21 protein-coding genes, 3 tRNA genes and 1 pseudogene are annotated in these 23,573 nt (G+C 68.5%); 16 read left to right on the top strand and 9 right to left on the bottom strand.

The features are described from left to right. On the top strand, positions 1-1,300 hold a 1,300-nt coding region (locus AC27VN_RS07630), incomplete at its 5' end, for an alkaline phosphatase D family protein (protein ID WP_490876136.1). A 132-nt stretch (positions 1,301-1,432) separates the two neighbouring features. Next, positions 1,433-2,170, top strand: coding sequence for a hypothetical protein (locus AC27VN_RS07625; RefSeq protein ID WP_490876135.1), 738 nt, complete (start codon positions 1,433-1,435; stop codon positions 2,168-2,170). A 10-nt stretch (positions 2,171-2,180) separates the two neighbouring features. Here AC27VN_RS07625 and AC27VN_RS07620 read toward each other — a convergent pair whose 3' ends face one another. Beyond that, positions 2,181-2,579 carry a hypothetical protein gene (locus tag AC27VN_RS07620; RefSeq protein WP_490876134.1) on the bottom strand — a complete coding sequence of 133 codons (399 nt, stop codon included), beginning with the start codon at positions 2,577-2,579 and terminating at the stop codon, positions 2,181-2,183. Positions 2,580-3,697: 1,118 nt separating this feature from the next. Here AC27VN_RS07620 and AC27VN_RS07615 point away from each other — a divergent pair. From AC27VN_RS07615 to AC27VN_RS07605, 3 genes are all read left to right on the top strand, one after another. Then, positions 3,698-3,895, top strand: coding sequence for a hypothetical protein (locus AC27VN_RS07615; protein ID WP_057590604.1), 198 nt, complete (start codon positions 3,698-3,700; stop codon positions 3,893-3,895). Between the two features lie 33 nt (positions 3,896-3,928). Continuing rightward, a tRNA-His gene (locus AC27VN_RS07610) sits at positions 3,929-4,002 on the top strand. 45 nt (positions 4,003-4,047) lie between these two features. Further along, the gene (locus AC27VN_RS07605; protein WP_093349005.1) at positions 4,048-4,611 is read left to right on the top strand and encodes an HNH endonuclease; all 564 of its coding nucleotides are present in this window, start codon (positions 4,048-4,050) and stop codon (positions 4,609-4,611) included. A gap of 61 nt (positions 4,612-4,672) precedes the next feature. On the opposite strand, the gene AC27VN_RS07600 is transcribed toward AC27VN_RS07605, so the two are convergent. Then, positions 4,673-4,849: a hypothetical protein gene (locus AC27VN_RS07600; protein WP_296781609.1), complete on the bottom strand. Its 177-nt coding sequence runs from the start codon at positions 4,847-4,849 to the stop codon at positions 4,673-4,675. A gap of 265 nt (positions 4,850-5,114) precedes the next feature. Here AC27VN_RS07600 and AC27VN_RS07595 point away from each other — a divergent pair, with 265 nt between their 5' ends. Together AC27VN_RS07595 and AC27VN_RS07590 are read left to right on the top strand one after the other, a co-directional pair. Further along, positions 5,115-5,528 carry a hypothetical protein gene (locus AC27VN_RS07595; protein WP_431512023.1) on the top strand — a complete coding sequence of 138 codons (414 nt, stop codon included), beginning with the start codon at positions 5,115-5,117 and terminating at the stop codon, positions 5,526-5,528. 316 nt (positions 5,529-5,844) lie between these two features. After that, positions 5,845-6,606, top strand: a complete 762-nt coding sequence (locus AC27VN_RS07590; RefSeq protein WP_093349010.1) for a DUF3108 domain-containing protein — start codon at positions 5,845-5,847, stop codon at positions 6,604-6,606. Between the two features lie 127 nt (positions 6,607-6,733). Here the strand turns inward: AC27VN_RS07590 and AC27VN_RS07585 are convergent. Beyond that, a tRNA-Lys gene (locus AC27VN_RS07585) sits at positions 6,734-6,809 on the bottom strand. 155 nt (positions 6,810-6,964) lie between these two features. On the opposite strand from AC27VN_RS07585, the gene AC27VN_RS07580 reads away from it, so the two are divergent. Continuing rightward, positions 6,965-7,669 carry an SDR family oxidoreductase gene (locus AC27VN_RS07580; RefSeq protein ID WP_208508841.1) on the top strand — a complete coding sequence of 235 codons (705 nt, stop codon included), beginning with the start codon at positions 6,965-6,967 and terminating at the stop codon, positions 7,667-7,669. Between the two features lie 57 nt (positions 7,670-7,726). Here AC27VN_RS07580 and AC27VN_RS07575 read toward each other — a convergent pair. Continuing rightward, positions 7,727-7,802 (bottom strand) — tRNA-Ala (locus tag AC27VN_RS07575). A 96-nt stretch (positions 7,803-7,898) separates the two neighbouring features. Between AC27VN_RS07575 and AC27VN_RS07570 the strand changes: the two genes are divergently transcribed. Beyond that, entirely contained in the window at positions 7,899-8,768 is an 870-nt protein-coding gene (locus tag AC27VN_RS07570; RefSeq protein WP_490876133.1) for an alpha/beta hydrolase, read from the top strand. 4 nt (positions 8,769-8,772) lie between these two features. Here AC27VN_RS07570 and AC27VN_RS07565 read toward each other — a convergent pair whose 3' ends face one another. After that, positions 8,773-9,750, bottom strand: coding sequence for a GMP reductase (locus tag AC27VN_RS07565; RefSeq protein WP_093349288.1), 978 nt, complete (start codon positions 9,748-9,750; stop codon positions 8,773-8,775). Between the two features lie 219 nt (positions 9,751-9,969). Here AC27VN_RS07565 and AC27VN_RS07560 point away from each other — a divergent pair, with 219 nt between their 5' ends. Further along, on the top strand, positions 9,970-12,390 hold the full coding sequence (locus AC27VN_RS07560) for a UvrD-helicase domain-containing protein (RefSeq protein WP_490876132.1): 2,421 nt from the start codon (positions 9,970-9,972) through the stop codon (positions 12,388-12,390). Positions 12,391-12,413: 23 nt separating this feature from the next. On the opposite strand, the gene AC27VN_RS07555 is transcribed toward AC27VN_RS07560, so the two are convergent. The 3 genes from AC27VN_RS07555 to AC27VN_RS07545 are packed head-to-tail and all read right to left on the bottom strand — an operon-like array spanning position 12,414 to position 14,737. Then, complete coding sequence (locus tag AC27VN_RS07555; RefSeq protein WP_093349021.1) at positions 12,414-13,244, bottom strand: BPSS1780 family membrane protein; 831 nt, start codon at positions 13,242-13,244, stop codon at positions 12,414-12,416. A 10-nt stretch (positions 13,245-13,254) separates the two neighbouring features. Then, positions 13,255-14,310 (bottom strand): homoserine kinase, encoded by a 1,056-nt coding sequence (locus AC27VN_RS07550; RefSeq protein ID WP_398498418.1) that lies wholly within the window; start codon positions 14,308-14,310, stop codon positions 13,255-13,257. A 55-nt stretch (positions 14,311-14,365) separates the two neighbouring features. Then, positions 14,366-14,737 carry a hypothetical protein gene (locus tag AC27VN_RS07545; RefSeq protein WP_490876131.1) on the bottom strand — a complete coding sequence of 124 codons (372 nt, stop codon included), beginning with the start codon at positions 14,735-14,737 and terminating at the stop codon, positions 14,366-14,368. 107 nt (positions 14,738-14,844) lie between these two features. Between AC27VN_RS07545 and polA the strand changes: the two genes are divergently transcribed. From polA to AC27VN_RS07525, 4 genes are all read left to right on the top strand, one after another. Then, the gene (gene polA, locus AC27VN_RS07540) at positions 14,845-17,670 is read left to right on the top strand and encodes a DNA polymerase I (protein WP_490876130.1); all 2,826 of its coding nucleotides are present in this window, start codon (positions 14,845-14,847) and stop codon (positions 17,668-17,670) included. Positions 17,671-17,675: 5 nt separating this feature from the next. Beyond that, a complete protein-coding gene (locus AC27VN_RS07535) occupies positions 17,676-18,767 on the top strand; it encodes an Lcl C-terminal domain-containing protein (protein WP_490876137.1) in 1,092 nt (363 codons plus the stop codon). Positions 18,768-18,839: 72 nt separating this feature from the next. Beyond that, positions 18,840-20,138, top strand: a complete 1,299-nt coding sequence (locus tag AC27VN_RS07530) for a M20/M25/M40 family metallo-hydrolase (protein WP_490876129.1) — start codon at positions 18,840-18,842, stop codon at positions 20,136-20,138. 7 nt (positions 20,139-20,145) lie between these two features. Next, positions 20,146-21,051, top strand: a complete 906-nt coding sequence (locus AC27VN_RS07525; protein WP_490876128.1) for a LysR family transcriptional regulator — start codon at positions 20,146-20,148, stop codon at positions 21,049-21,051. 4 nt (positions 21,052-21,055) lie between these two features. Here the strand turns inward: AC27VN_RS07525 and AC27VN_RS07520 are convergent, their stop codons facing one another. Next, a complete protein-coding gene (locus AC27VN_RS07520; protein ID WP_490876127.1) occupies positions 21,056-22,267 on the bottom strand; it encodes a D-amino acid dehydrogenase in 1,212 nt (403 codons plus the stop codon). Positions 22,268-22,535: 268 nt separating this feature from the next. On the opposite strand from AC27VN_RS07520, the gene AC27VN_RS07515 reads away from it, so the two are divergent. Both AC27VN_RS07515 and AC27VN_RS07510 read left to right on the top strand, forming a co-directional pair. Further along, positions 22,536-23,423, top strand: a complete 888-nt coding sequence (locus tag AC27VN_RS07515; RefSeq protein ID WP_431512033.1) for a transporter substrate-binding domain-containing protein — start codon at positions 22,536-22,538, stop codon at positions 23,421-23,423. 26 nt (positions 23,424-23,449) lie between these two features. Continuing rightward, positions 23,450-23,573: pseudogene (locus AC27VN_RS07510) on the top strand (aspartate racemase); the annotation flags it as partial.

Here is a 23,573-nt window from a genome sequence, read left to right as displayed (position 1 = left end):
CGAGCTGATGGCGCTGCAGGGCTCGATCCGCTTCGCGGCCGAAGCGGCGCTGCGCGAGCGTGAGGTGGGGCGCGGGCCCTTTCCCGCCTCGCTGTCGCACCAGCGCCGCAATGCGCCGCTGGCGGAGCATCGCTGGATCCGCCTCAGGCAACGCATGCTGGCCGAGCGCGACGGCGCGCTCTGCATCGCCATCGGCAGCTGCAGCTACCCGGGCTTCTCCTTCGACAGCGAGCCGGCCTCGGCCTCGTTCGAGCGGCTGTTGAAGACGGTGCGCAGGCTGGGGCCGGGCGGCCCCGAGATGCTGTTCATGCTGGGCGACCAGATCTATGCCGATGCGACCGGCGGCATCATCGATTCGACCAACCCGGTCGAGCGCTACACCGACCGCCACCAGCGGGCCTTCGCGCGGCCCGCGCTGCAGAAGCTGCTGGCGCGGGTGCCGTCGGTGTGCACGGTGGACGACCACGAGTTCACCGACAACTACCCGCTGGCCCGCTCGCTGTTCAAGCCGCATCTCGCGCGTTGCGGCTACAGCCAGTTGCGCGAGGCGCATGCACTGCGGGCCGCGAAGAGCGCGCTGACCGCCTATCAGCTGATGCATGGCACCGAGAGCATGCGCCGCTTCGGCTTCGCGCGCTACGAGCGCGGTGGCGTGCGCTTCTTCGTGGCCGATACGCGGCGCTGGCGCAAGGCGGCGGAGCACAGCGAGCCGGGCAAGCCGGTCGCGGCGCGCACGCTGTCGGACCAGGCACGCGCGGCCTTCCATGCCTGGGTGGAGGAGGGCCGTCACAGCGACGCCTTCCATTGCCTGCTCACGGGCAGCGTGCTGCTGCCCGGGCTGGTGCCGGGCTGCGATCCCGCGAACCCCGGCCCGCCCGACTCGATGCAGGCCGCACCGGCCGAGCGCGCCGAGCTGCTGGGCCAACTGGCCGATGCGGTGCCGGGGCGCTTCGCCTGCATCTCGGGCGACTACCACCTGAGCTTCTCGGGTGCGGTCACGGTGGATGGCAAGCGCGTCGGTGCGGTGATGCTCGCGCCGGCCTTCTACGCGCCCCTGCCCTATGCCAACTGCTCGCCCGGCGATCTCTGGCTCGACGAGGCCCTGCCATTGCCGGGCGGCCGCACGTTGCGCCTCGAGGCGATCGATGGCGAACTGCCGCAGCGCGGATCGGGCTATGGCCTGCTGCGCTTCGAGCGGCACGCCGGGGGATGGACGGCCGCGCTGTCGACCGACCTGCTGGTGCTCGAGGAGGGCACGACCCGGCAGCGCTTCGACTGGCCGAGCGTCGACCTCCGGTAGCGCCGCGCGGCGTTCTCCCCCAATTGGGGCATGCGCGCGGCACGGCGATGAACTCCAATCCCCGCATGCCGTTCAGCAGGGCTCGTGGGGCCCGCGTGCGGCGCGTTGCAGTCTTCCAAAAAGAAAGCGCTCATGCCGGGACGGTTGGTTTCGATCGATGTGCCCTCGATCTACAAGGTGGCAGGCCTGTGGCTCGCGCTGCCGCGGCCGATGGCCTGGTGCACGCCCGACACGCGGCGCGCGCTCGCCGGCATCCGCAAGGAGGTCGAGCGCCGCGGCGGTCGCCTGCTGCTGTCCGACCTGTTCCATGACCGGACCGCCGAGTCCGGCCGGCCATCGTCCTTCGGTGCCTGCACGGGCGACGGCATGCACGAGGCCGGTCGTGCGTTCGACGTCGACCTTGGCGCGCTGCGCCTGCCGCTGGCCGAGTTCTGGGCGCTGGCGCGCGGCTTCGGCGTGGTGCCGATCCACCGCACGCCCGACCCGGCGCTCAGCGAGGCCTGGCATTTCGAATGCCGCGGCAGCCATCAGCGCGTGTACGACCAGCATGCGTCGAAGCCCACGGGCCTGTTCAGGACGCCGTACCTCGCGATGGTGGCCAGCGCGACCCTCGCGGCCGGCCTGCCGCACGACCTGTTCATCCACAACGCCGACGAGGCGCGCCTGCAGAGCGGCCTGATCCGCCTGGGGCACGACATCGGCGGCATCGATGGCCTGATCGGCTTCCGCTCGATGCGGGCGCTGCGGGCCCTGGCCCTCGATGGTCTGTCGCTCGAGGCGCAGCTGAGCGGGGTCGAGTGGTGGTTGCGGGGGATGTACCCCGCGGAGTACGGCGACGCCGAGTCGATGGAGACGGCGCTTGCGGCCTGAGCTTCCGGGGTTATTTCTTGTCCGCAGCGACGGGTGCAGCAGCTTCGGCGATCTTTTTCTTGAGCCAGCCAGCGAGTTCGCGCTTGCCCTTGGCATTGGCGGTGCGCCAGGCCTCGCGCGCCAGCGCGACGAAGCGCTCCTCGGCCTCGTCGGGCACTTCGGAAGGGCGGTCTTCCCGGTCGAGCCAGCCGGCCTCGACCTCGCAGTGCCGCTCGATCTGCCGCGCGAGGTTGTCGCCGATCGGCCGCGCGCTCTTGATCTGGCTCCACATGCTCGGCGACACCTCGATCTTCCGGGCGAAGGCCTGGTCGAGCCCCTTGGCGGGCAGGCCGGCGGCCACGGACGCTTCGAGAAAGCGGCGATGCAGCGCGAGCACATTGCGGCGGCGTGCGACGGTGAGATTGGGCACTGTTCAAAAACAACAACAAGACAAAAAAAGATTGTCCCGGTTGTTGACGCCCTCGTAAAGACTATTTACAGTGCAAGGCAATCGCAGGCCCAGGCCGCGAGAGGCCCGATCCCTCCACCCTTTTTCAAAGCGCGACAGCTTCAACCAAGGTCCCATCGTGAACACCGCACGCCAACTCTCCAGCATTCGACCCGTCTCGGGCCGGGCGCTCGTGCGCGCGGGTTTCAGCAAAGGATTCGACCTGCCGTCGCCCGCCACGAACCTGGGTCGCTCGTACGCCATGCATTCGCCGAACCACGCGAAAGCGCGCGTTGATGCATTCGAGGATCGACTGCCACCGGGTGGAGGTTGCGCTTAGGCGCTTGCCCTCCCCAGCTCTCTTACCAGAGGCCCGGACACCGAAAGGTTCCGGGCCTTTTTGTTTTTCGTCGCCGCATCCCGATGCGGTTCGCGTTCGCGGCGATCGTGCCGTGGCGGTGGTGTCTCCGGATGCCGCCGATGTTCTTCCACAACTTGCCGCGAGGCGCAGCCGTCACTGGATCGGCGCGCAGCTTCGCCATTTCGGGTGTGCCTTCACCACACCGCCAGGATCAGCCGCGTGGACGGTCTGGCGGGATGTGCAGGAGCGTGGACCACTCCTGTGCAGCGATGTCGCACGGGGCCTCGAGCGAGAGCGCGGGGCCTGTCGCGTGAGGACACAACCGAAATGGAAAGCGCCTTTTCCTCGATCACGTTCCGCTAACTCAGCGGCCAGAGTGCCTCCCTGTCTGGGGCCTGTTGACACTATGCAAGGGGTCGCGTTGCCCCGCAAAGGGGCTGGATGCAAGGCGCCCGCGCGCAGCAAGGCGTCCGCCTTGCAAGCGCGGGCAACGCCGCAGACGGCCCCTTTGCGGGGCAACCCGGAGGGAAGCTCGCCAGAGCCCGCCCCTCGGCGTTGCGCTCCTAGCGTGTGCGGACGCACACGCGTCGTCACGCGCCTTGATGGGCGGGCTCTGGCGAGCTTCGCGACCCCTTGCATAGTGTTAACAGGCCCCAAGAGGAAGCCAGGGGTTCGAGTCCCCTGCGGAACGCCAATGCTGTCACCACATCGCTCAACCCATACAACAAGGAGTCATCGCATGCGCAAGCGCAACAGCCCCATCCGCATGATCGCCGTGCATCCCGCGCCGGCGCGCAAGCCCTTCGTGTCCGCGCTGGCGCGGCGCCTGGGCTTCGGTCGCAAGACCGATGTCCTGCGCGAGTCGGGTTCGCTGCGCGAGCTGCGGCTCGATCAGCTCGACCTCGACCAGCGCGTGCGCGAAGTCGGTGAGTGGTAGCGGATCTTTCTTTCTTTCTTTCGTTTTTCCATGGTGCGCGTAGCTCAATGGCAGAGCCGCGGGTTGTGATCCCGCTGACGACGGTTCGATTCCGTTCGTGTACCCCAGACTTTTCGACCATCGTTCGACATCGCCGCGAAAGGAGGCGAGCCATGCATTCACACGTCCTGCAACTCGACATCCAGGGCACGCCGCAAGCCTGGGTCTCGCTGGAGCAGGCGGTGCTGCACTACGCCTGCGACGACGTGGCCTGGGAAGACGGCGACGCGCCGCTGGCCACCATGCGCGGCGGCTTCAACGTGGCGCGCGGCGTGCAGTCGCGCATCGAGGTGGCGCCGATCATCGCGCTGCGCGGTGCCTCGAAGATCAACCTCTTCGATGTCGTGCCCGGCCTCACCAAGCGCAAGTTGCTGCGCCGCGACCGCCATACCTGCGCCTACTGCGCGGGCGTGTTCCCGGAACAGGTGCTGCAGTGCGAGCACGTGCTGCCGGCATCGCGCGGCGGTGCCTGGAGCTGGACCAATCTCGTGACAGCCTGTGCCGCGTGCAACGGCCGCAAGGCCGCGCGCACGCCCGAGGAAGCCGGCATGCCGCTCGTGTACCTGCCGTACGTGCCGAGCCGTTTCGAGAACTTCCTGCTCGAGGGCCGCCACATCCGCGCCGACGTGCACGAATGGCTGGCCAGGCGGCTGCCGAAGGGGTCGCGGCTGCAATGAACCGGCGCCAATGCAAAGGCCCGCTGTCCTCGCGGACAGCGGGCCTTTGCATTGGCGCCGTTCAGCGGCCGAGTCCGAAGTAGCGGTAGGCGATCGCCCCGGCTGCCGCGAGGCCGCCGACGATCGCGAAGAGGACCTTGGCGGTGCGCCCGTTGCTGCGCCTGGAGCGCTGCCAGTGCTCCGGCCCGATCAGGTCGATGGGCACGGTGGGTTTGCCGATGTCGGGAGCCTTTTCCATGGGGCGGAAATATAGCGTAGGCCCGAAAAGCCACCCGGGTGGCGGCTCATCGGACGGGGTTCCGCCGGTTCGCGCGCGGACAAAAAAATACCCGCCGAGGCGGGTGTGGCAACGAGCTTTCTGGCTTCGGTTTCTGGTCCCTGTGGTCATTGTTGTAGGGCGCTGTGTGACAGCAACAGCAAGATGCCATGCGGCACGGGAGCCGCCACTGCAGGGGCAGGATCGGCGATGCAGCCGTCATCCAAAAATGTGAAATAGTGCGGAAATGAACAAGGAAATCATCCTCAAGGCGCTGAAGGCCGCGCTGCAGAACTGGATCCGCAGTGCCTCGCCGGCGCAGCTGTGGCGGGTGCATCAGGTGGGTGGACTCGGTGCGGTCATCGAGGTCGACGGCGACGACCTGCGGGTGCGCATCGAGCTCGATGGCCCGCGCAGCATGTTGTCGGAGATCGGCATGACGGGCGGCCGGCTGCCCATCACCGAAGCCTTCCGCGGCGAGGACGGCGCCACGTGGGGTACGCCGCCGCCGCTGGGCAGCGGCGAGCGCGAGCGCTGGTTCCTCGCGAGCGAGGTCGCGCAGGCGCATGCGCGGCAGTACCTCGAGGCGGAGGTGGTCGACAGGCAGGCGTTGCTGGCGGCCTATGCCTCCGACTGGCTGGCGCGGCGATCTGCGGCTTGAGGCCTTCGCGTGAATGCGCGTGCTGTGTGGCGACGCCGAATCGCTGCGACGTGGTTCACGATCGTTCAGCACCTTGATTTGGGCCACGTGACTTATTCCTCCGTAAGGAGGTGTGCGCCCGCGAGGGTCAAACGTATTCTTCCGTGACAACTGCAAGTTTCTTTGTCGGTTGTTGTCACACAAGGGAGAAGTCATGAGAAGCGCAGATTTCAGCAGGATGTCGGGTGCGCGCCTGCTTTCCATCGCAGCCGCGGCTGCGGCAATGTCGGCCTGTGGGGGCGGTGGGGGAGGGGGCGGAGGCTTTCCGTTGCTGCCCATGGCGTCGGCACCCGCGCCGGCACCAGCGCCCGCACCGGACCCGCAGGCCGAGAGCTCCGCGCCCTGCTTCAACGAAGCCGATTTCCGCGAAGGCACGCTGCTCGAGTTCGAGGCGGTCGCGCCCGGCAAGGACCCCGCGGCCGATTCCTTCCGCCGGAAGAGCGTGACCGAAGGGCGCGAGGCCTTTGCCGGTGCCACGCCGGTGGCCTTCAACGTCGGCACGGAGGTCAGTGCCTCTCCAGCCTTCGAGCAGCGCATCGTCAAGAAGGAATACAAGGACCTGGTCGGCGGCAATCTCTTCCTCTATGGAAAGTCGACCTCGTACCACAGCAAGATCGATGACAAGTTCGCCGACGACATGAAGCTTCCCGCCATCGTGCCCCGGGAGTACACAGGCTACGCGTCGCAGGTGTTCGAGCCTCCGTTCTCGTTCCCGATCGACATGAAGCCCGGGCAGGTCGTGAGCAAGGAGTCCTCCGTGACCAAGACCGAGACCTCCAATGGCAGCGTGGTCTCGACGCGTACGCTGCCCGCGAAGGGCGAACTCAGCTACAGCGGTCGCGAAAAGCTGGAGACGCCGCTGGGCACGTTCAGCACCTGCAAGTTCACGCTGAAGCTGACGCTGGGTTCGCTGGTCGGCCCGTCGGCCACCAAGGAGTTCTGGCTGGCGGCCGAAGGACCTTATCGCGGCCAGTTGCTCAAGGGTGTCGATCCGAAGTCGCCGATGGTCGCGACGAAGATGACCTACTCGCCCAAGTAACACCGGTGCATTGAGCATCGATCGTGGCAGGTCCGGCGGGCCTGCCACCCGCGCCAAGGCAAGCAGTACGGACGCACAAAGAAAAACGGCCGAAACCCAGAAGGATTTCGACCGTTTTCAGTGTTGGTGGTGGGCCCTGAGTGACTCGAACACTCGACCTACGGATTAAGAGTCCGCTGCTCTACCAACTGAGCTAAGAGCCCTTGCGTTGAAAACATATTCGTTTTCAGGCAAGTCTGCGAGTATAGCGTAGAAATTCAGGTTTCTCAAAATTTTTGAGTGGAACGTGTGTGGCGGATTAGCATTCGGCACCGACGAAGGGGTTCGCCCCCTCTCTTTCCCATTCAGGAGAACTTCCATGAGCGATGCAAACACCGCGCCGCATGTCGTGATCACGGGCGCCGCGGGCGCACTCGGACGCGCCGTTGCACAACACTTCCTCGCGCAGGGCGCGCGCGCCGCGCTGATCGACCACCACGCCGGGCGCCTGGCCGAGGTGTTCCCGGGCCTCGACAACTCGCAGCACCTGCTGCTGGCCGGCGACGTGACCTCGGCCTCGTCCATGGCCGGCCTGTCCGAACAGATCCTCAAGGCCTTCGGCCGCGTCGACGCGCTGGTGCACATCGCCGGCGGCTTCGAGATGGGCGAGGCGACGCACGCGCTCACGCGCGAGAGCTGGGACCGGATGATGAACCTCAACGCATGGTCCTTCGTGGCCGTGACACAGGCATTGCTGCCCTCGATGATCGAACGCCGCGCCGGCCGCATCGTCGCGGTGACGGCGAAGGTCGCGGCACGCGGCCTGCCCGCCATGGCGTCGTACATTGCGTCGAAGAGCGCGCTGCAGCGGCTGGTGGAGGCGATGGCGGCCGAGGCGGCGCCGCATGGCGTCAATATCAACAGCGTGGCGCCGAGCGTGCTCGACACGCCGGCCAACCGGCAGGCGATGCCCGATGCAAACCCGGCCGAATGGGTGTCGACCGCGGTCGCCGCGCAGACCATCGGCTTTCTCGCGTCGCCCGGCGCGGCGGCGCTGCACGGCCAGCACCTGGCGCTCGACTGACGCACAGCGCCCCAAGCAAAAGGGCCTTGGCGGATGCCAAGGCCCTTTTTTGTCGGTTGGTGGAGAGGATGAGGATCGAACTCACGACCTCCGCATTGCGAACGCGGCGCTCTCCCAGCTGAGCTACCCCCCCAACGCGACGCGAATTTTAGCCGGAACCCGCGATGGCGTGCTCGCCGCATGCCAAGATGCGCGCCTTTCAGGAACAGCACCGGCTCCCGGCACCACCATGGCCCCCACACGCGATCCCGCCTGGCTCGAAGGCATGTACAACAACCTCGCGCGGGTGAAGGAACACCCGGCGTACTTCGCGCGCTGGGCGCGCGAATCCGCCGCGGCGCGCGACACGCTGCCGAGCCGCATCGACCTGCGCTACGGCGAGGGCGTCAACGAGACGCTCGACGTGTTCCCGGCGCCGGTGCCCGACGCGCCCGTGCTGGTCTTCATCCACGGCGGCTACTGGCGCGCGATGGACAAGAAGGACCATTCCTTCATCGCGCCCGCGTTCAACGACCGCGGCATCTGCGTGGTGCAGCCGAACTACGCGCTGTGCCCGGGCACGCCCGAGCAGCCCGTGACGGTGCCGGGCATCGTGCTGCAGATGGTGCGCGCGCTCGCATGGACCTGGCGCAACGTGGCGGCGCACGGCGGCGATCCCGCGCGGATCACGGTGGCGGGGCATTCGGCCGGCGGCCACATGGCGGCGGCGCTGCTGGCCTGCGACTGGAAGGCCGTGGCGCCCGACCTGCCCGAACACCTGGTGCGCAATGCGCTGTCGATCTCGGGCCTGTACGACCTCGCGCCGCTGCAGCGCACGCCCTTCCTCGAGCAGGTGCTGCGACTCAGCGACGAGGACGTGCGCCGCGCGAGCCCCGCGCACTGGCCCGCGCCGAAGCGCGGACTGCTCTACGCGGTGGCGGGCGGCAACGAGAGCGAGGAATTCATCCGCCACAACGCGATGATCCGCGAGGCCTGGGGCTCGCGAGCGGTGCCAGTGTGCGAGGTGCTGCCCGGGCTCGATCACTTCGGCGTGGTCGACGCGCTGGCCGATTCCTCGCACCGGCTGCACCGGCTCGCAGTGCAGCTGCTCGAGGCTTGAAGACCTACATCAGCAGGTGTTCGCCGGCGTTGTCGCCGCCCAGCGTGACGTAGTTGACCTTGCGGATGTCCATCAGCGTGCGGCCGCCCGCGTAGCTGATCGAGCTCTGCACGTCCTGCTCCATCTCGACCAGCGTGTCGGCCAGTTTGCCCTTGATGGGCTCGAGGATGCGCTTGCCTTCGACGTGCTTGTACTCGCCCTTGTTGAAGTCGCTGGCCGAGCCGTAGTACTCCTTGAACAGCGCGCCGTCGACCTCGACCGTCTGGCCCGGCGATTCCTCGTGGCCCGCGAACAGCGAGCCGATCATCACCATCGAGGCGCCGAAGCGCACGCTCTTGGCGATGTCGCCGTGGTCGCGGATGCCGCCGTCGGCAATGATCGGCTTGGTCGCCACGCGCGAGCACCACTTGAGCGCGCTGAGCTGCCAGCCGCCGGTGCCGAAGCCGGTCTTGAGCTTGGTGATGCAGACCTTGCCCGGGCCGATGCCGACCTTGGTCGCGTCCGCGCCCCAGTTCTCGAGGTCGATCACCGCCTCGGGCGTGCCGACGTTGCCGGCGATCACGAAGGTCGCGGGCAGCTTCTGCTTGAGGTAGCCGATCATGTTCTTCACGCTGTCGGCATGGCCGTGCGCGATGTCGATCGTCACGTACTCGGGCACCAGGCCCTGCGCGACGAGCTGGTCGACCGTGTCGTAGTCGGCCTTCTTCACGCCCAGCGAGATCGAGGCGAACACGCCATGGCCCTGCATGCGCTTCACGAGCGCGACGTTGTCGAGGTCGAAGCGGTGCATGACGTAGAAGTAGCCGTTCTGCGCCAGCCACAGGCAGATGGACTCGTCCACCACCGTCTTCATGTTGGCCGGTACCACCGGCAGGCGGAAGCTGCGGCCGCCGAGCGTGACGCTGGTGTCGCACTCGGAGCGGCTCTCCACGCGGCACTTGCGCGGCAGCAGCAGGATGTTGTCGTAATCGAAGATTTGCATGAAACCAAGCTCCTGGAGGAAGTCGTTGAAAACGAGTGAGCGCTTGGTCTGGCCGGCTTCGGCGGCGTCGCTGCGAAAGCCCCTGCGGGGGCGGGCGACGCGCACAAAAAACCGGGCACAAAAACTTGGGCCCGGTGATTGATTCTACGCAGCCTCCCGTGGGGAGGTCTTCCGGAACTTCATATAACCCGCATACGCCGTGGTTTCTACAATCGACGGATGTTTGAAGAATTCGCGGCCGATGACCGCACCCCGCCGCCGGTCGACCTGCCGCTGCTGCACAACCTCAACGCCGAGCAGCTCGCAGCCGTCACGCTGCCGGCCGGCAACGCGCTGATCCTCGCGGGCGCCGGCTCGGGCAAGACCCGCGTGCTCACCACCCGCATCGCCTGGCTGCTGCAGACGCGCCAGGTGTCCGCCGGCGGCATCCTGGCCGTGACCTTCACCAACAAGGCCGCCAAGGAGATGATGACGCGGCTCACGGCGATGCTGCCGGTCAACGTGCGCGGCATGTGGATCGGCACCTTCCACGGCCTGTGCAACCGCTTCCTGCGCGCGCACTGGAAGCTGGCCAACCTGCCGTCGACCTTCCAGATCCTCGACACGCAGGACCAGCTCTCGGCCATCAAGCGGCTGATGAAGCAGTTCAACGTCGACGACGAGCGTTTTCCCGCCAAGCAGACGCAGTGGTTCATCGCGGGCGCCAAGGAAGACGGCCTGCGTCCCGACGCGGTCGAGATCCGCAGCGAGGACGACCGCAAGAAGGTCGAGCTCTATCGCCTCTACGAGGAGCAGTGCCAGCGCGAGGGCGTGGTCGACTTCGGCGAGCTGATGCTGCGCAGCTACGAGCTGCTGCGCGACAACGAACCGGTGCGCGAGCACTACCAGCGGCGCTTCCGCCACATCCTGATCGACGAGTTCCAGGACACCAACCGGCTGCAGTACGCCTGGATCAAGATGCTCGCGGGCAACACCGTCGCGGGCCAGTTCGTGCCGGGCGAGAACAGCGTGGTGGCCGTGGGCGACGACGACCAGAGCATCTATGCCTTCCGCGGCGCGCGCGTGGGCAACATGGCCGACTTCGTGCGCGAGTTCGACGTGCGCCACCAGATCAAGCTCGAGCAGAACTACCGCAGCTACAGCAACATCCTCGACTCGGCCAACGAGCTCATCAGCCACAACAAGAAGCGCCTGGGCAAGAACCTGCGCACCGACCAGGGTCCGGGCGAGCCGGTGCGCGTCTACGAGTCCTCGAGCGACCTCGCCGAGGCGCAGTGGATGGTCGAGGAGATGCGCCAGCTGGTGCGCGACGGCATCGACCGCAAGGAGATGGCCGTGCTCTACCGCAGCAATGCGCAGAGCCGGGTGATCGAAACCGCGCTGTTCAATGCCTCGGTGCCGTACCGCGTGTACGGCGGCCTGCGCTTCTTCGAGCGCGCCGAAATCAAGCATGCGCTGGCCTACCTGCGCCTGCTCGAGAACAAGGACGACGACACCAGCTTCCTGCGCGTCGTCAACTTCCCGCCGCGCGGCATCGGCGCGCGCACGCTCGAGCAGCTGCAGGACGCCGCGCGCGCCGCGGGTCGCTCGCTGCACGACGCGGTGCACGCGGTCGGCGGCAAGGCCGGCTCCAACCTCACGGCCTTCGTCGCCAAGATCGACGTGCTGCGCGAACAAACGCAGGGCGCGAGCCTGCGCGAGATCATCGAGCTGGTGCTCGACCACAGCGGCCTGGTCGAGCACTACCGTGCCGACCGCGAAGGCGCCGACCGCATCGAGAATCTGGAGGAACTGGTGAATGCGGCCGAGAGCTTCGTCACGCAGGAAGGCTTCGGCCGCGATGCGGTGGCGCTGCCGGTCGACGAGCTGCGCCAGTCGCCCGCGAGCCAGGGCATCGACCCGGGCCGTCCGCTGCTCGACGAGCCGCTGGCGCCCGACGCCGAAACCGGCGAAACGCTGAGCCCGCTCGCGGCCTTCCTCACGCACGCGGCGCTCGAGTCGGGCGACAACCAGGCCCAGGCCGGGCAGGACGCGGTGCAGCTGATGACGGTCCACGCCGCCAAGGGCCTCGAGTTCGACTGCGTGTTCATCACCGGCATGGAAGAGGGCCTGTTCCCGCACGAGAACTCGATGAGCGACTACGAGAGCCTCGAGGAGGAGCGCCGCCTGATGTACGTCGCGATCACGCGCGCGCGCAAGCGGCTGTACCTGAGCCACTCGCAGACCCGCATGCTGCACGGCCAGACCCGCTACAACGTCAAGAGCCGCTTCTTCGATGAGCTGCCCGAGGGCGCGCTCAAGTGGCTCACGCCCAAGAACCAGGCCTTCGGCAACTCGGCCTTCGGTTATGGCAACGGCTACGGCAGCACGCGGGGCGCGGGTGGCGGTGGCTACGGCGGCGGCAAGGCCTATGGCGGCGGCGCCGCCAAGGAGACCTTCGCGAGCCCGCCGGTGCCGCCGCAGAAGAGCGCGCCCTCGCATGGCCTGCGCTCGGGCATGCAGGTGTTCCACAACAAGTTCGGCGAAGGCACGGTGACCGCGCTCGAGGGCACCGGCGACGATGCGCGCGCGCAGGTCAAGTTCACGCGCCACGGCGTGAAGTGGCTGGCGCTGTCGGTGGCCAAGCTCACGCCGGTCTGAGCCGCGGCGCGGCGCGGCCCGGCTCAGTTCGGGTCGAAGCTGTCTCGGAAGGTGAACCAGGTCGAGGCCAGCGACATCGCCGCCAGCACCAGCGCCGTGCCCACGATCAGCACGGTGCCGATCGCGGTGGCGCCCGAGCCCGCGCCCACGGCGCCGACGCCCACCAGCACGGTGGCGATCAGGCCGACCGCGATGCCGGCCAGCAGGAACACGCCGAACCAGGCGATGCCGAACAGCGCATAGGCGCCGAAGTTGCGGAACAGCGCCACGATGCTGAAGAAGATGCTCTTCACCGGCTCCACGCGGTGCCAGTGCACCAGCGCGGGCGCATGCCACATCGCGAGCGACAGCGGCAGGTTCAGGCACAGGTGGACCATGCGCGCGACCTGGAACTCGCTGCTGGCCAGCACCTCGGGCGAGAGCGCCTCGTCGAGCAGGTAGGCGCGCGCGAGCTGGCCGCCGTCGACCAGCGCGGTGGCCAGCACCGCGAGCACGAAGTACACGGCCGAGATCAGGCCCAGCACCACCAGCGGACGCCATTCGGCGCGCAGCGCGGCGAAGACCTCGACGAACATCGCCGAGCCGGTGGGCCGGCGCGCGCCGGCCTGTCCGTTGCCGCCGGCCTGCTCGTCGGCGTAGGCCACCGAGGTGGCGACCATCAGCCCCAGCGTCATGAAGGGCAGCAGCACCGGCGCCAGCACGCTGCCCAGCAGCGGCACCACCGACAGCGTCGAGATCAGCGCCATCAGCAGGAAGAACAGCGACACGAAGGCCAGCGGTTGCCGCCAGAAGGTCTTGAGTCCGAGGCGGACCCATTGGGCGCCGGTCTTGGCCGGCACGAGGTGGAGTTTCATGGGGTACGGGTCAGGCGGCCACGGGCTCGAGGGCGCGGGCCATGACATGCGGGTGCCGCACGCGCTCGCGCAGCACGCGCTCGAAGTGCGTCGGATCGTGGGGCTTGAGCATGCTGGCCTCGCGCGGCAGGTGGAAGTCCCAGAGGCGGGAGATCCAGAAGCGCAGCGCCGCGGCGCGCAGCATCGCGGGCAGCAGGGCGCGTTCCGAGGCGTTGAGCGGGCGCACGCCCTCGTAGGCGGCGAGCAGCGCCTCGGCGCGTTCCTCGTCGTGGCGGCCGGTCGGCAGGTCGATCGCCCAGTCGTTGAGGCACACGGCGAGGTCGAACAGCCAGGTGTCGGTGCCGGCGAAGTAGAAGTCGAACACGCCGGTCAGGCGCGGAGCGGCACCTTCTTCGTGGCCGGTCTCGAACATCGCGTTGTCGCGGAACAGGTCGGCATGCACCGGCCCGCGCGGCAGGGCGGCATAGGCCGAGGACTCGGCCACGTGGTTCTGGTAGGCGAGCTCGCCGCGCAGCAGGGCCGACTGGGCCTCGTCGATGTGGGGCAGCACCACCGGCACCGTGTCGTTCCACCACGGCAGGCCGCGCAGGTTGGGCTGGATGCGCGGAAAGTCGCGACCCGCCAGGTGCATGCGCGCCAGCAGCGCGCCGAGTTCGGCGCAATGCGCGGCGCCCGGCGCGAGCTCGCTGCGGCCCGCCAGCTTGCGCACCACCGCGGCCGGCTTGCCCGCCACCTTGAGCAGCAGCTCGCAGGGCGCGTTGGCCGGCACCGACAGCGGGTGCGTGTTCTGGGCGTCGATCGCCTGCACGGCCGGATCGGCCACCGGCTCGGGCACCGGCAGGCCGCGCGCGGCCAGGTGCTTCATCAGGCACAGGTAGTAGGGGAGCTGCTCGGCGCTCAGGCGCTCGAACAGCGTGAGAACGTACTCGCCCGACTCGGTGGTGGCGAAGTAGTTGGTGTTCTCGATGCCGCCCTCGATGCCGCGCAACTCGCGCAGGGGGCCCAGGCCGAGGCGCTGCACGAGCGCGTCGGCCTCGCCGAATTCGACTTCGGTAAAGACTGCCATGGAAAGCGCCCTCAGCGCGGTTGGGATGCGGCTGCCGCTGCGATGCGTCGCACGGTCAGAACTTCATGACGTTCCAGACCCGGGGCGAGGTGCCCGCGGGGCCGTCGGCCGCGTTGGGACGCGCGCCGGACGGATCGTTCGGCAGCACCTGGTAGCCGGGCATGTTGGCCTTGGGCGTCACGTTGATGCTCTGCGTGCGGCCGCCGTAGCGGACCTCGTCGACCGAGGCGCCGCTGTCCTCGGTGTGCAGGTGCTCGATCTTCTGGTTGCGCCGACCGTCGGCCTGCTGCTCCTGATTCTGTAGCGAGGGATCCGCTGCAGCCGGTGCCGCCGCGGGCGCGTTCTGCGCTTGCACGGCGGCGAGGGGGGTGGCGAGGGCCAGCGCCAGCAGGAGGCGGCGGGCAACCAGGAGTGTGGAGTCGGGCATGCATGGATTGTAGGCGGCGCGCCGTATCGGGGTTGTCGTCGCAGGGCCCGTGGCGGCGTGGTCCGCAAGGACATTCGGGCGGTCGTGGAGGCAGGCAAAATGCCCCGATGACCGACAAGAAAACGCTGCTGCTCGTCGATGGATCGAGCTACCTCTATCGCGCCTTCCACGCCATGCCCGACCTGCGGGCCGTGCCCGGCGATCCGAAGAGCCCGGCCACGGGCGCGATCCGGGGAATGATCAACATGATGACGGCGCTGCGACGCGAGGTGCGCGCCGACTACGCGGCCTGCATCTTCGATGCCCCCGGCAAGACCTTCCGCGACGACTGGTATCCCGAGTACAAGGCCAACCGCTCGCCGATGCCCGACGACCTGCGCAGCCAGATCGACCCCATCCACGAGGTGGTCAAGCTGCTGGGCTGGCCGGTGCTCAGCGTGCCCGACGTGGAGGCCGACGACGTGATCGGCACGCTCGCCAAGGTGGCGGCCGCGCAGGGCATCGAGGTGATCGTCTCCAGCGGCGACAAGGACCTGAGCCAGCTGGTCGACGAGCACATCACCATCATCGACACGATGAACGGCAAGAAGCGCGACGTGGCCGGCGTCACGGCCGAGTTCGGCGTGCCGCCGAACCTCATGGTCGACTACCAGACGCTGGTGGGCGACTCGGTCGACAACGTGCCCGGCGTCGAGAAGGTCGGCCCGAAGACTGCTGCCAAGTGGCTGCTCGAATACGGCTCGCTCGACGCGCTGGTCGAGCGCGCGGCCGAGGTCAAGGGCGCGGCCGGCGAGAACCTGCGCAAGGCGCTCGACAAGCTGCCGCTGAGCCGCAGGCTCGTGACGATCCGCACCGACTGCGACCTGGCCGGCCACGTCGATGGCCTGCCCTCGCTCGAAGGCTTGCCCGTGGGCGCGCCGCAGACCGGCGAGCTCAAGCCCTTCTACGAGAAGTTCGGCTTCAAGAGCCTGGTGAAGTCGCTCGAGGCGCAGGAAGTGCCGCCCGAGCTGATCGAGGAGAACATCAAGAAGAAGGCCTCGAAGGCGGCCAAGGCCAACGACGACCAGAGCGGCCTGTTCGACGAGCCGTCCGAGGAAGGCGCCGCGATGGAGGCCGCCGCGCCCGCGAGCAACCTCCAATACGACACCATCTTCACCTGGGAGCAGTTCGACGGCTGGCTCGCGCGCCTCGAGGCCGCCGAGCTCGCGGCCATCGACACCGAGACCACCTCGCTCGACGAGATGGTGGCGCAGATCGTCGGCATCAGCTTCAGCGTGAAGCCCGGCGAGGCGGCCTACATCCCGCTCGCGCACAACTACCCCGACGCGCCCGCGCAGCTGCCGATCGACGAGGTGCTCGCCAAACTCAAGCCCTGGCTCGAGAACGGCGCGAAGAAGAAGCTCGGCCAGCACATCAAGTACGACCGCCACGTGTTCGCCAACCACGGCATCGAGGTGCAGGGCTACGCGCACGACACCATGCTGCAGAGCTACGTGCTCGAGGTGCACCGGCCGCACGGCCTGGCCAGCCTGGCCGAGCGCCACCTGGGCCGCAGCGGCATTTCGTACGAGGACCTCTGCGGCAAGGGCGTGCACCAGATTTCGTTCAGCCAGGTCGACATCGCCAAGGCGGCCGAGTATTCGTGCGAGGACAGCGACCAGACGCTCGACGTGCACGGCACGCTGTGGCCGCAGCTCGAAACGAACGAGAAGCTGCGCTTCATCTACCAGCTCGAGATGGATTCGAGCGAGGCGCTCTACCGCATCGAGCGCAACGGCGTGCTGATCGACAGCGCCACGCTCGCGGCGCAGAGCCACGAACTCGGCACGCGCATCATGGCGCTCGAGCAGGAGGCCTACGACATCGCGGGCCAGCCCTTCAACCTCGGTTCGCCCAAGCAGATCGGCGAGATCTTCTTCACCAAGCTCGGCCTGCCGGTGGTCAAGAAGACGCCGAGCGGCGCGCCCAGCACCGACGAGGAAGTGCTCGAGAAGCTGGCCGAGGACTATCCGCTGCCCGCCAAGATCCTCGAGCACCGCGGCCTGTCGAAGCTCAAGGGCACCTACACCGACAAGCTCGGCCAGCTCGCCAATCCGCGCACCGGCCGCGTGCACACGCACTATGCGCAGGCCGTGGCCGTCACCGGGCGCCTGTCGAGCAACGACCCCAACCTGCAGAACATCCCGATCCGCACGCCCGAAGGCCGGCGCGTGCGCGAGGCCTTCGTGGCGCCCGCGGGCAGCGTGATCGCGAGCGCCGACTACTCGCAGATCGAGCTGCGCATCATGGCCCACATCAGCGGCGACGCATCGCTGCTGCGCGCCTTCACCGAAGGCATCGACGTGCACCGCGCCACCGCGGCCGAGGTGTTCGGCTCCACGCCCGACCAGGTGTCGAGCGAGCAGCGCCGCTACGCCAAGGTCATCAACTTCGGCCTGATCTACGGCATGAGCAGCTTCGGCCTGGCGAAGAACCTCGGCATCGAGACCAAGGCCGCGGCCTCCTACATCGAGCGCTACTTCGCGCGCTATCCGGGCGTGAAGGCTTACATGGACGAGACCAAGGCCTCGGCCAAGGAGCAGGGCTACGTCGAGACCGTGTTCGGCCGGCGCCTGTACCTGCCCGAGATCAACTCGCCCAACGGCCCGCGCCGCGGCGGCGCCGAGCGCGCGGCCATCAACGCGCCGATGCAGGGCACGGCGGCCGACCTGATCAAGCTCAGCATGGTCAAGGTGCAGGACGTGCTCGACGCCGAGAAGCGCGGCACGAAGATGATCATGCAGGTGCACGACGAACTGGTGTTCGAGGTGCCCGAGGCTGAGATCGAATGGGTGCGCACCGAGATCCCGCGCATCATGGCCAGCGTGGCCGACCTCAAGGTGCCGCTGCTCGCGGAGATCGGCGTGGGGCCGAACTGGGACAAGGCGCATTGAGCCTGGTGCGGGCCTTCGTCGCGGCGGCCGTTCTCATCGCGTGCATCGCGTCGCCCGCGGCCGCGCAGCCCGCGCCGGCCAAGGTGCCGCCCACCGGCGTGCGCGTGTGCCTGGGCTTGACGAAGGAAGGCTGGCCCACGCCCCAGGCCTGCACCGATGCCGGCCCGCTGGCCCTGGTTCCCAAGCAGGACGGCCGGCAGGGCGCGGGTCCGCTGGCCTACGAGGCCGTGCCGGGCCAACCGAGAACAGCCTGCGTGCGCGACCGCGTGTCGGGCCTGGTCTGGGAGGGCAAGCGCGACAACGGCCGGCCCGCCGACGCCATGGCCTACGTGGCGCAGGTCAATGCGAGCCGGTTGTGCGGTTACGCCGACTGGCGTCTGCCCACCGTGGCCGAGCTGCACGGCCTGGTCGACCTGGGCAAGGAACGCGTGCCCGAGGTGCGCCCCGACCGGCCGCTGGCCGAGCAGTCGGTCATCGACGCGCGCTGGTTTCCGAACACCGTGCCAGCCCTCTACCTGACCTCCGACATGCGCGATCCCACGAGCCCGTGGTGCGTGAACTTCGCGAACGGCTTCGTCTACGACTGCGACCCCGACATGTCGCGCGAGCCGCCGCTCTTCGTGCGCCTGGTGCGCGGCCCCGAGGCGCCGAAGGCCGGGCGCTGGCGCGAACTGCCCGACGAGCGCGGCGTGGCCGGCGGCGCGGTCGAGGATCGCCACACCGGCCTGGTGTGGCGCCGCTGCGAGGAGCCGCAGACGTGGAACGGCAAGCGCTGCACCTGGAGCGCGAAGCGCTACGACTACGTGCAGGCCCTGCAGCGCGCCAGCGAGCAGGCGGGCTGGCGCCTGCCCACGATCAAGGAAGTCAACAGCCTCGCGCGGCGAGAGGCCGATCGCTTCGAACTGCCGCCCTCGGACTTTCCGGCACAGGGCAAGGAGGCGTCGCGCGCGGGCCAGTGGTCTTCCACCGTCTGCAACGGGAGCCCGGAGACATCGACAGCCCGTGCATCGATCAGCGCCTGGGTGCTGAGCCGCGAGGGCGCCATCTATTGCGAGGCACGCATCATGCATCTCGGCGTCCGGCTCGTGCGCGAATGAGAGGGTCGCATCGCGACCGCGCCCATGCTTGAATCCGCCATTCGACCGTCATCATCGTCAGGAGACCAGAACATGCACTTCCACCCCTCCCGCTTCTTCGCGCGCGCACTGCTGCCGATGCTGCTGGCCGGTGCCGCCGCCACGGCAGCCGCCGCGCCCGACGCGCGCATCGCCGAACTCGCCGCCGCGCAGAAGCAGCCGCTGCTCGATTCGCTCTCGCAACTGGTGGCCATCGAGTCCGGCAGCCGCGACCTCGAGGGCCTGGAGAAGATCTCCGACCTGATCGCGTCGAAGCTCAAGGCGCTCGGCGGCGAGGTCGAGCTGATCGACCCGAGCGCCGAGGCCTACCGCATGGAAGACACGCCTGAGAAGATCGGCCGCGTGGTGCGCGCCACCTTCAAGGGCACGGGCACGAAGAAGATCATGCTGATCGCCCACATGGACACGGTCTACACCATCGGCATGCTCAACAAGCAGCCGTTCCGTGTCGAGGGCGACAAGGCCTACGGCCTGGGCATCGCCGACGACAAGCAGGGCGTGGCCGTCATCCTCCATGCGGTGGCGATGCTGCAGGCGCTCAAGTTCAAGGAGTACGGCACGCTCACGGTGCTGATCAACGGCGACGAGGAGATCAGCTCGCCCGGCTCGCGTGCGCTGCTCACGCGCCTGGGTGGCGAGCACGATGCAGTGCTCTCTTTCGAGGGCGCCTCGGTCAAGGACGACAAGCTCTCGCTGGCCACCGCCGGCATCGCCTCGGTCACGCTCAACGTGAGCGGCAAGGCCTCGCACGCCGGTTCGGCGCCCGAGCTCGGCGTGAACGCGCTCTACGAGCTGTCGCACCAGATCCTGCAGATGCGCGACCTGTCCGACCCGGCCACCGGCCTCAAGATGAACTGGACGATCTCGAAGTCGGGCAGCAACCGCAACGTGATCCCGGCCTCGGCCACCGCGGGCGCCGACGTGCGCGTGCTCAAGGTCGCCGACTACGACCGCATCGAGCAGCAGGTCAACGAGCGCGTGAAGAAGCAGCTGATCCCCGAGGCCAAGGTCGAGCTCAAGTTCGAGCGCCGCCGTCCGCCGCTCGAGGCCACCGATGCCTCGCGCGCGCTCGCCCAGCATGCGCAGTCGATCTACAAGGACGAGCTCGGCCGCCCGCTGGGCGCCGACGACAAGGCCGCCGGCGGCGGCACCGACGCGGCCTTCGCCTCGCTCAAGACCCAGGCGCCGGTGATCGAGCGCTTCGGCCTGCAGGGCTTCGGCGCGCACTCGGCCGATGCCGAGTACGTGCTGATCGATTCCATCGAGCCGCGGCTGTACCTGGCCACGCGCATGGTGATGGACATCGCGCGCGGCAAGACCAACGTGCGCTGACCCCGCCATGCGGCTGCGCCACATCGAGGTCTTCAACGCCATCATGCTCACGGGCAGCGTGAGCGCGGCGGCGCGGCTCATCAACATCACGCAGCCGGCCGTCAGCCGCACGCTGCAGCATGCCGAGCTGCAGCTGGGCTTTCCGCTGTTCCAGCGCGCCAAGGGGCGGCTCACGCCGACCACCGAGGCGCTCACGCTGTACCCGCACATCGAGCGGCTGTTCGCGCAGCTCGACGAGGTGCAGCGGCTCGCGGCCAACCTGCGCGCGGGCGCCGACACCGGCGAGCTGCGCATCCTCAGCGTGCTGGCGCTGAGCTACGAGATCCTGCCGCGCGCCCTCAAGGCCTTCCGCGAGAAGCATCCGGGCTACGCGATCAGCGTGGAGTCGCTGCATTCGCCGCAGATCATGTCGGCGCTGCTGCTGCAGGAGGCCGACGTCGGCTTCGTGTTCAGCCCGGCCGTGCATCCCTCGCTCACGCAGGAGACGCTGGCCGACAGCCGCATGGTCTGCATCGCGCCCAAGGGCATGCTGCCGCGCCTGCTGGTGCGCAACGGCTCGGTGGCGCTGCACGACCTGGCCGAGCGGCCGGTGATCGGCCTCGACAGTCGCGACCCGGTGGGCACCAGCCTGAGCCAGGCCTGCCGCCAGGCCGGCGTGGGCTTCCACCAGGCGGTGGTCACGGTGCAGACCTACCACGCGGCGCTGGCGATGGCGCACCACGGCCTGGGCGTGGCGCTGGTCGACGGCTGCACCGCGCGCTCGGCCGATACCTCCAAGGTCGACGTGCTCACGCTCGAACCGCAGATCCCGGTGCCGATCCGCGCGCTGCGCTTCACGGGCCGGCCCGATTCGGTCGCGGTGCGCGGCATCACGCGCTGCATGCAGCAGGCGATCGTGGAGGCGGGGGTCTAGCGTTTCAGGCGGCCAGCGCGGCCGCGACGCGCCGCGCCGACCCGAAGGCCAGCGTGAAACCCAGCGCGCCGTGGCCGGTGTTGAACAGCATGTTCGAAGGCGCGCCCTCGAGCCGCCCGACGATCGGCAGGCCGGTGGGCGTGGCCGGGCGCATGCCGGTCCAGGGATGCAGCTCGGCCAGCCGGCTCGCGTGCGGGAACACGGCGCGCGTGGCCTCGGCCAGGGTCTGGATGCGCGTCGCGGGAATGCTCGCATCGTGCCCCACCAGTTCCGCCATGCCCGCCACGCGCAGGCGCGAGCCGATGCGCGCGAACACCACCTTGCGCGCGCTGTCGGTCACGTTCACGGTCGGTGCCGCGCCCGGCGCCGGGTCGACGTCGAGCGTGATGCTGTAGCCCTTGAGCGGATAGACCGGCAGGTAGGCGCCGAGCGTGCGACCGAGCTTGTGCGAGGCGGTGCCGAGTGCCATCACGAAGGCATCGGCCTCGATGTCGCCCGCGGCCGTGCGCACCGCGGCGATGCGCCCGCCGCTCTGCGCGAAGCCCCGGGCCTCGGTGCCGAGCTCGAAGCGCACGCCACGCGCGCGCAGCACCCGCATCAGCTCGGCGCAGACCTTGAGGCAGTCGGCCGCGCATTCGCTGGGCGTGTAGACCGCGCCCGCGATGCCGCGCGCGTAGTCGGCGAGCGCGGGCTCGATGGCCACGCATTCGTCGGGGCGCACGATGCGCTGTTCGCTGCCCATGGTGCGCTGCAGTTCGAGCTGGGCGCGCGCGCCGGCCAGCGAGGCTTCGCTCGCGTACAGCACCAGCTTGCCGGTGGCCGAGAAGTCGCAATCGGGCGCGGCGTCGGCCTGCATGGCCTCGAAGCCGGCGCGGCTCTCGGCTGCGAGCGCCAGCAGTTTTTCGGTGGTGTCGCGCGAGGTGCGCGCATTGCAGGCCGCGAGGAAGGCCAAGCCCCAGCGCCATTGCAGCGGATCGAGCTGCGGGCGCAGCTTGAGCGGCGAGCTGGGCGAGAGCAGCAGCTTCGGCAGCTGCCGCCAGATCGCGGGATCGGCCAGCGGTTGCACGTACGAGTAGCTGAGCTGCGCGCCGTTGCCGCCGCTCGCGCCCGCGCCGGGCGCCGCGCGATCGACGACGCTGACCTGGTGGCCCTGGCGTTCGAGTTGCCAGGCGGTGGCCAGGCCCACGATGCCGGCGCCGAGCACGCACACATGCATGAGAGGCAACTTTCGGGAACGGAAAGGGAAGGGGAGGGAAGGGTGAGCCTCGACTGTAGGCGTGCCGCCGCCGGCGCGGAAATGCAAAAAGAGGCGTGGCCCATAGCCAAAGGGCATGCCCCGCCGCGGCGCTTCGGAATCGGGTGCCGCCCGGGTTTTCCCTGCCCATAACCTTTGGGTATGGCCCAGCCCGCTATTGGAATTGCCGTCCTGAGTCACTCTTTCTTACACTGGTCCTCCTGTTCAACCTCCCTCGAAGAAGGCACGCATGAAACTCTCCGCATTGATGGCCGCCACCGCCACGGTCCTGCTCGCTGCCACCGGCGCCCAGGCCGCCGACACGCTGGCCAAGATCGCCGAGTCCGGCAAGATCACGCTGGCCTACCGCGAGTCGTCGGTGCCGTTCAGCTACCTCGACGGCCCCAACAAGCCGATCGGCTTCGCGGTCGAGATGTCGAACGCGGTGGTCGAGGCGGTGAAGAAGAAGCTCAACAAGCCGAACCTGCAGGTGCAGCTGATGGCGGTGACCTCGCAGAACCGCATCCCGCTGATCACCAACGGCACCATCGACCTCGAGTGCGGTTCCACCACCAACAACACCGCGCGCGGCAAGGACGTGTCCTTCGCGGTCAACCACTTCTACACGGGCACACGCCTGCTGGTGAAGAAGTCCTCGAAGATCAAGGACTACGCCGACCTCGCGAAGAAGACCGTGGCCAGCACCACCGGCACCACCAACGCGCTGGTCATGCGCAAGTACAACACCGAGAAGAACCTCGACATGAACATCGTGCTCGGCAAGGACCACGCCGACGCCTTCCTGCTGGTGGAGAGCGACCGCGCCGTCGCCTTCGCGATGGACGACATCCTGCTGTTCGGCCTGATCGCCAACTCGAAGAACCCGGCCGACTACGAGGTGGTGGGCGAGTCGCTGCAGGTCGAGCCCTATGCCTGCATGCTGCCCAAGGACGACCCGGCCTTCAAGAAGCTGGTCGACGACACCTTCATCGGCATGATGAAGAGCGGCGAGTTCGAGAAGCTCTACACCAAGTGGTTCATGTCGCCGATCCCGCCGAAGAACCTGCCGCTGAACCTGCCGATGAGCCCGCAGCTCAAGGACAACCTCAAGGAATTCAGCGACAAGCCGGCGACCTGAGCCGGACTTCGAGCGGAAACAAGGACATGGTCTCCACGCAGGTCGTAGGCATCCTGGGCGGCATGGGCCCGGCCGCGGGCGCCGACTTCGTGCGGCTGTTCGTGCAGGCCTGCGCGCAGCAGATGCGCGCGCGCGGCGAGCCGGTGCGCG

It is taken from the genome of Variovorax sp. 20P10.2.4 (assembly GCF_058244205.1).
This window is presented reverse-complemented; position numbering and strand designations above follow the sequence as displayed.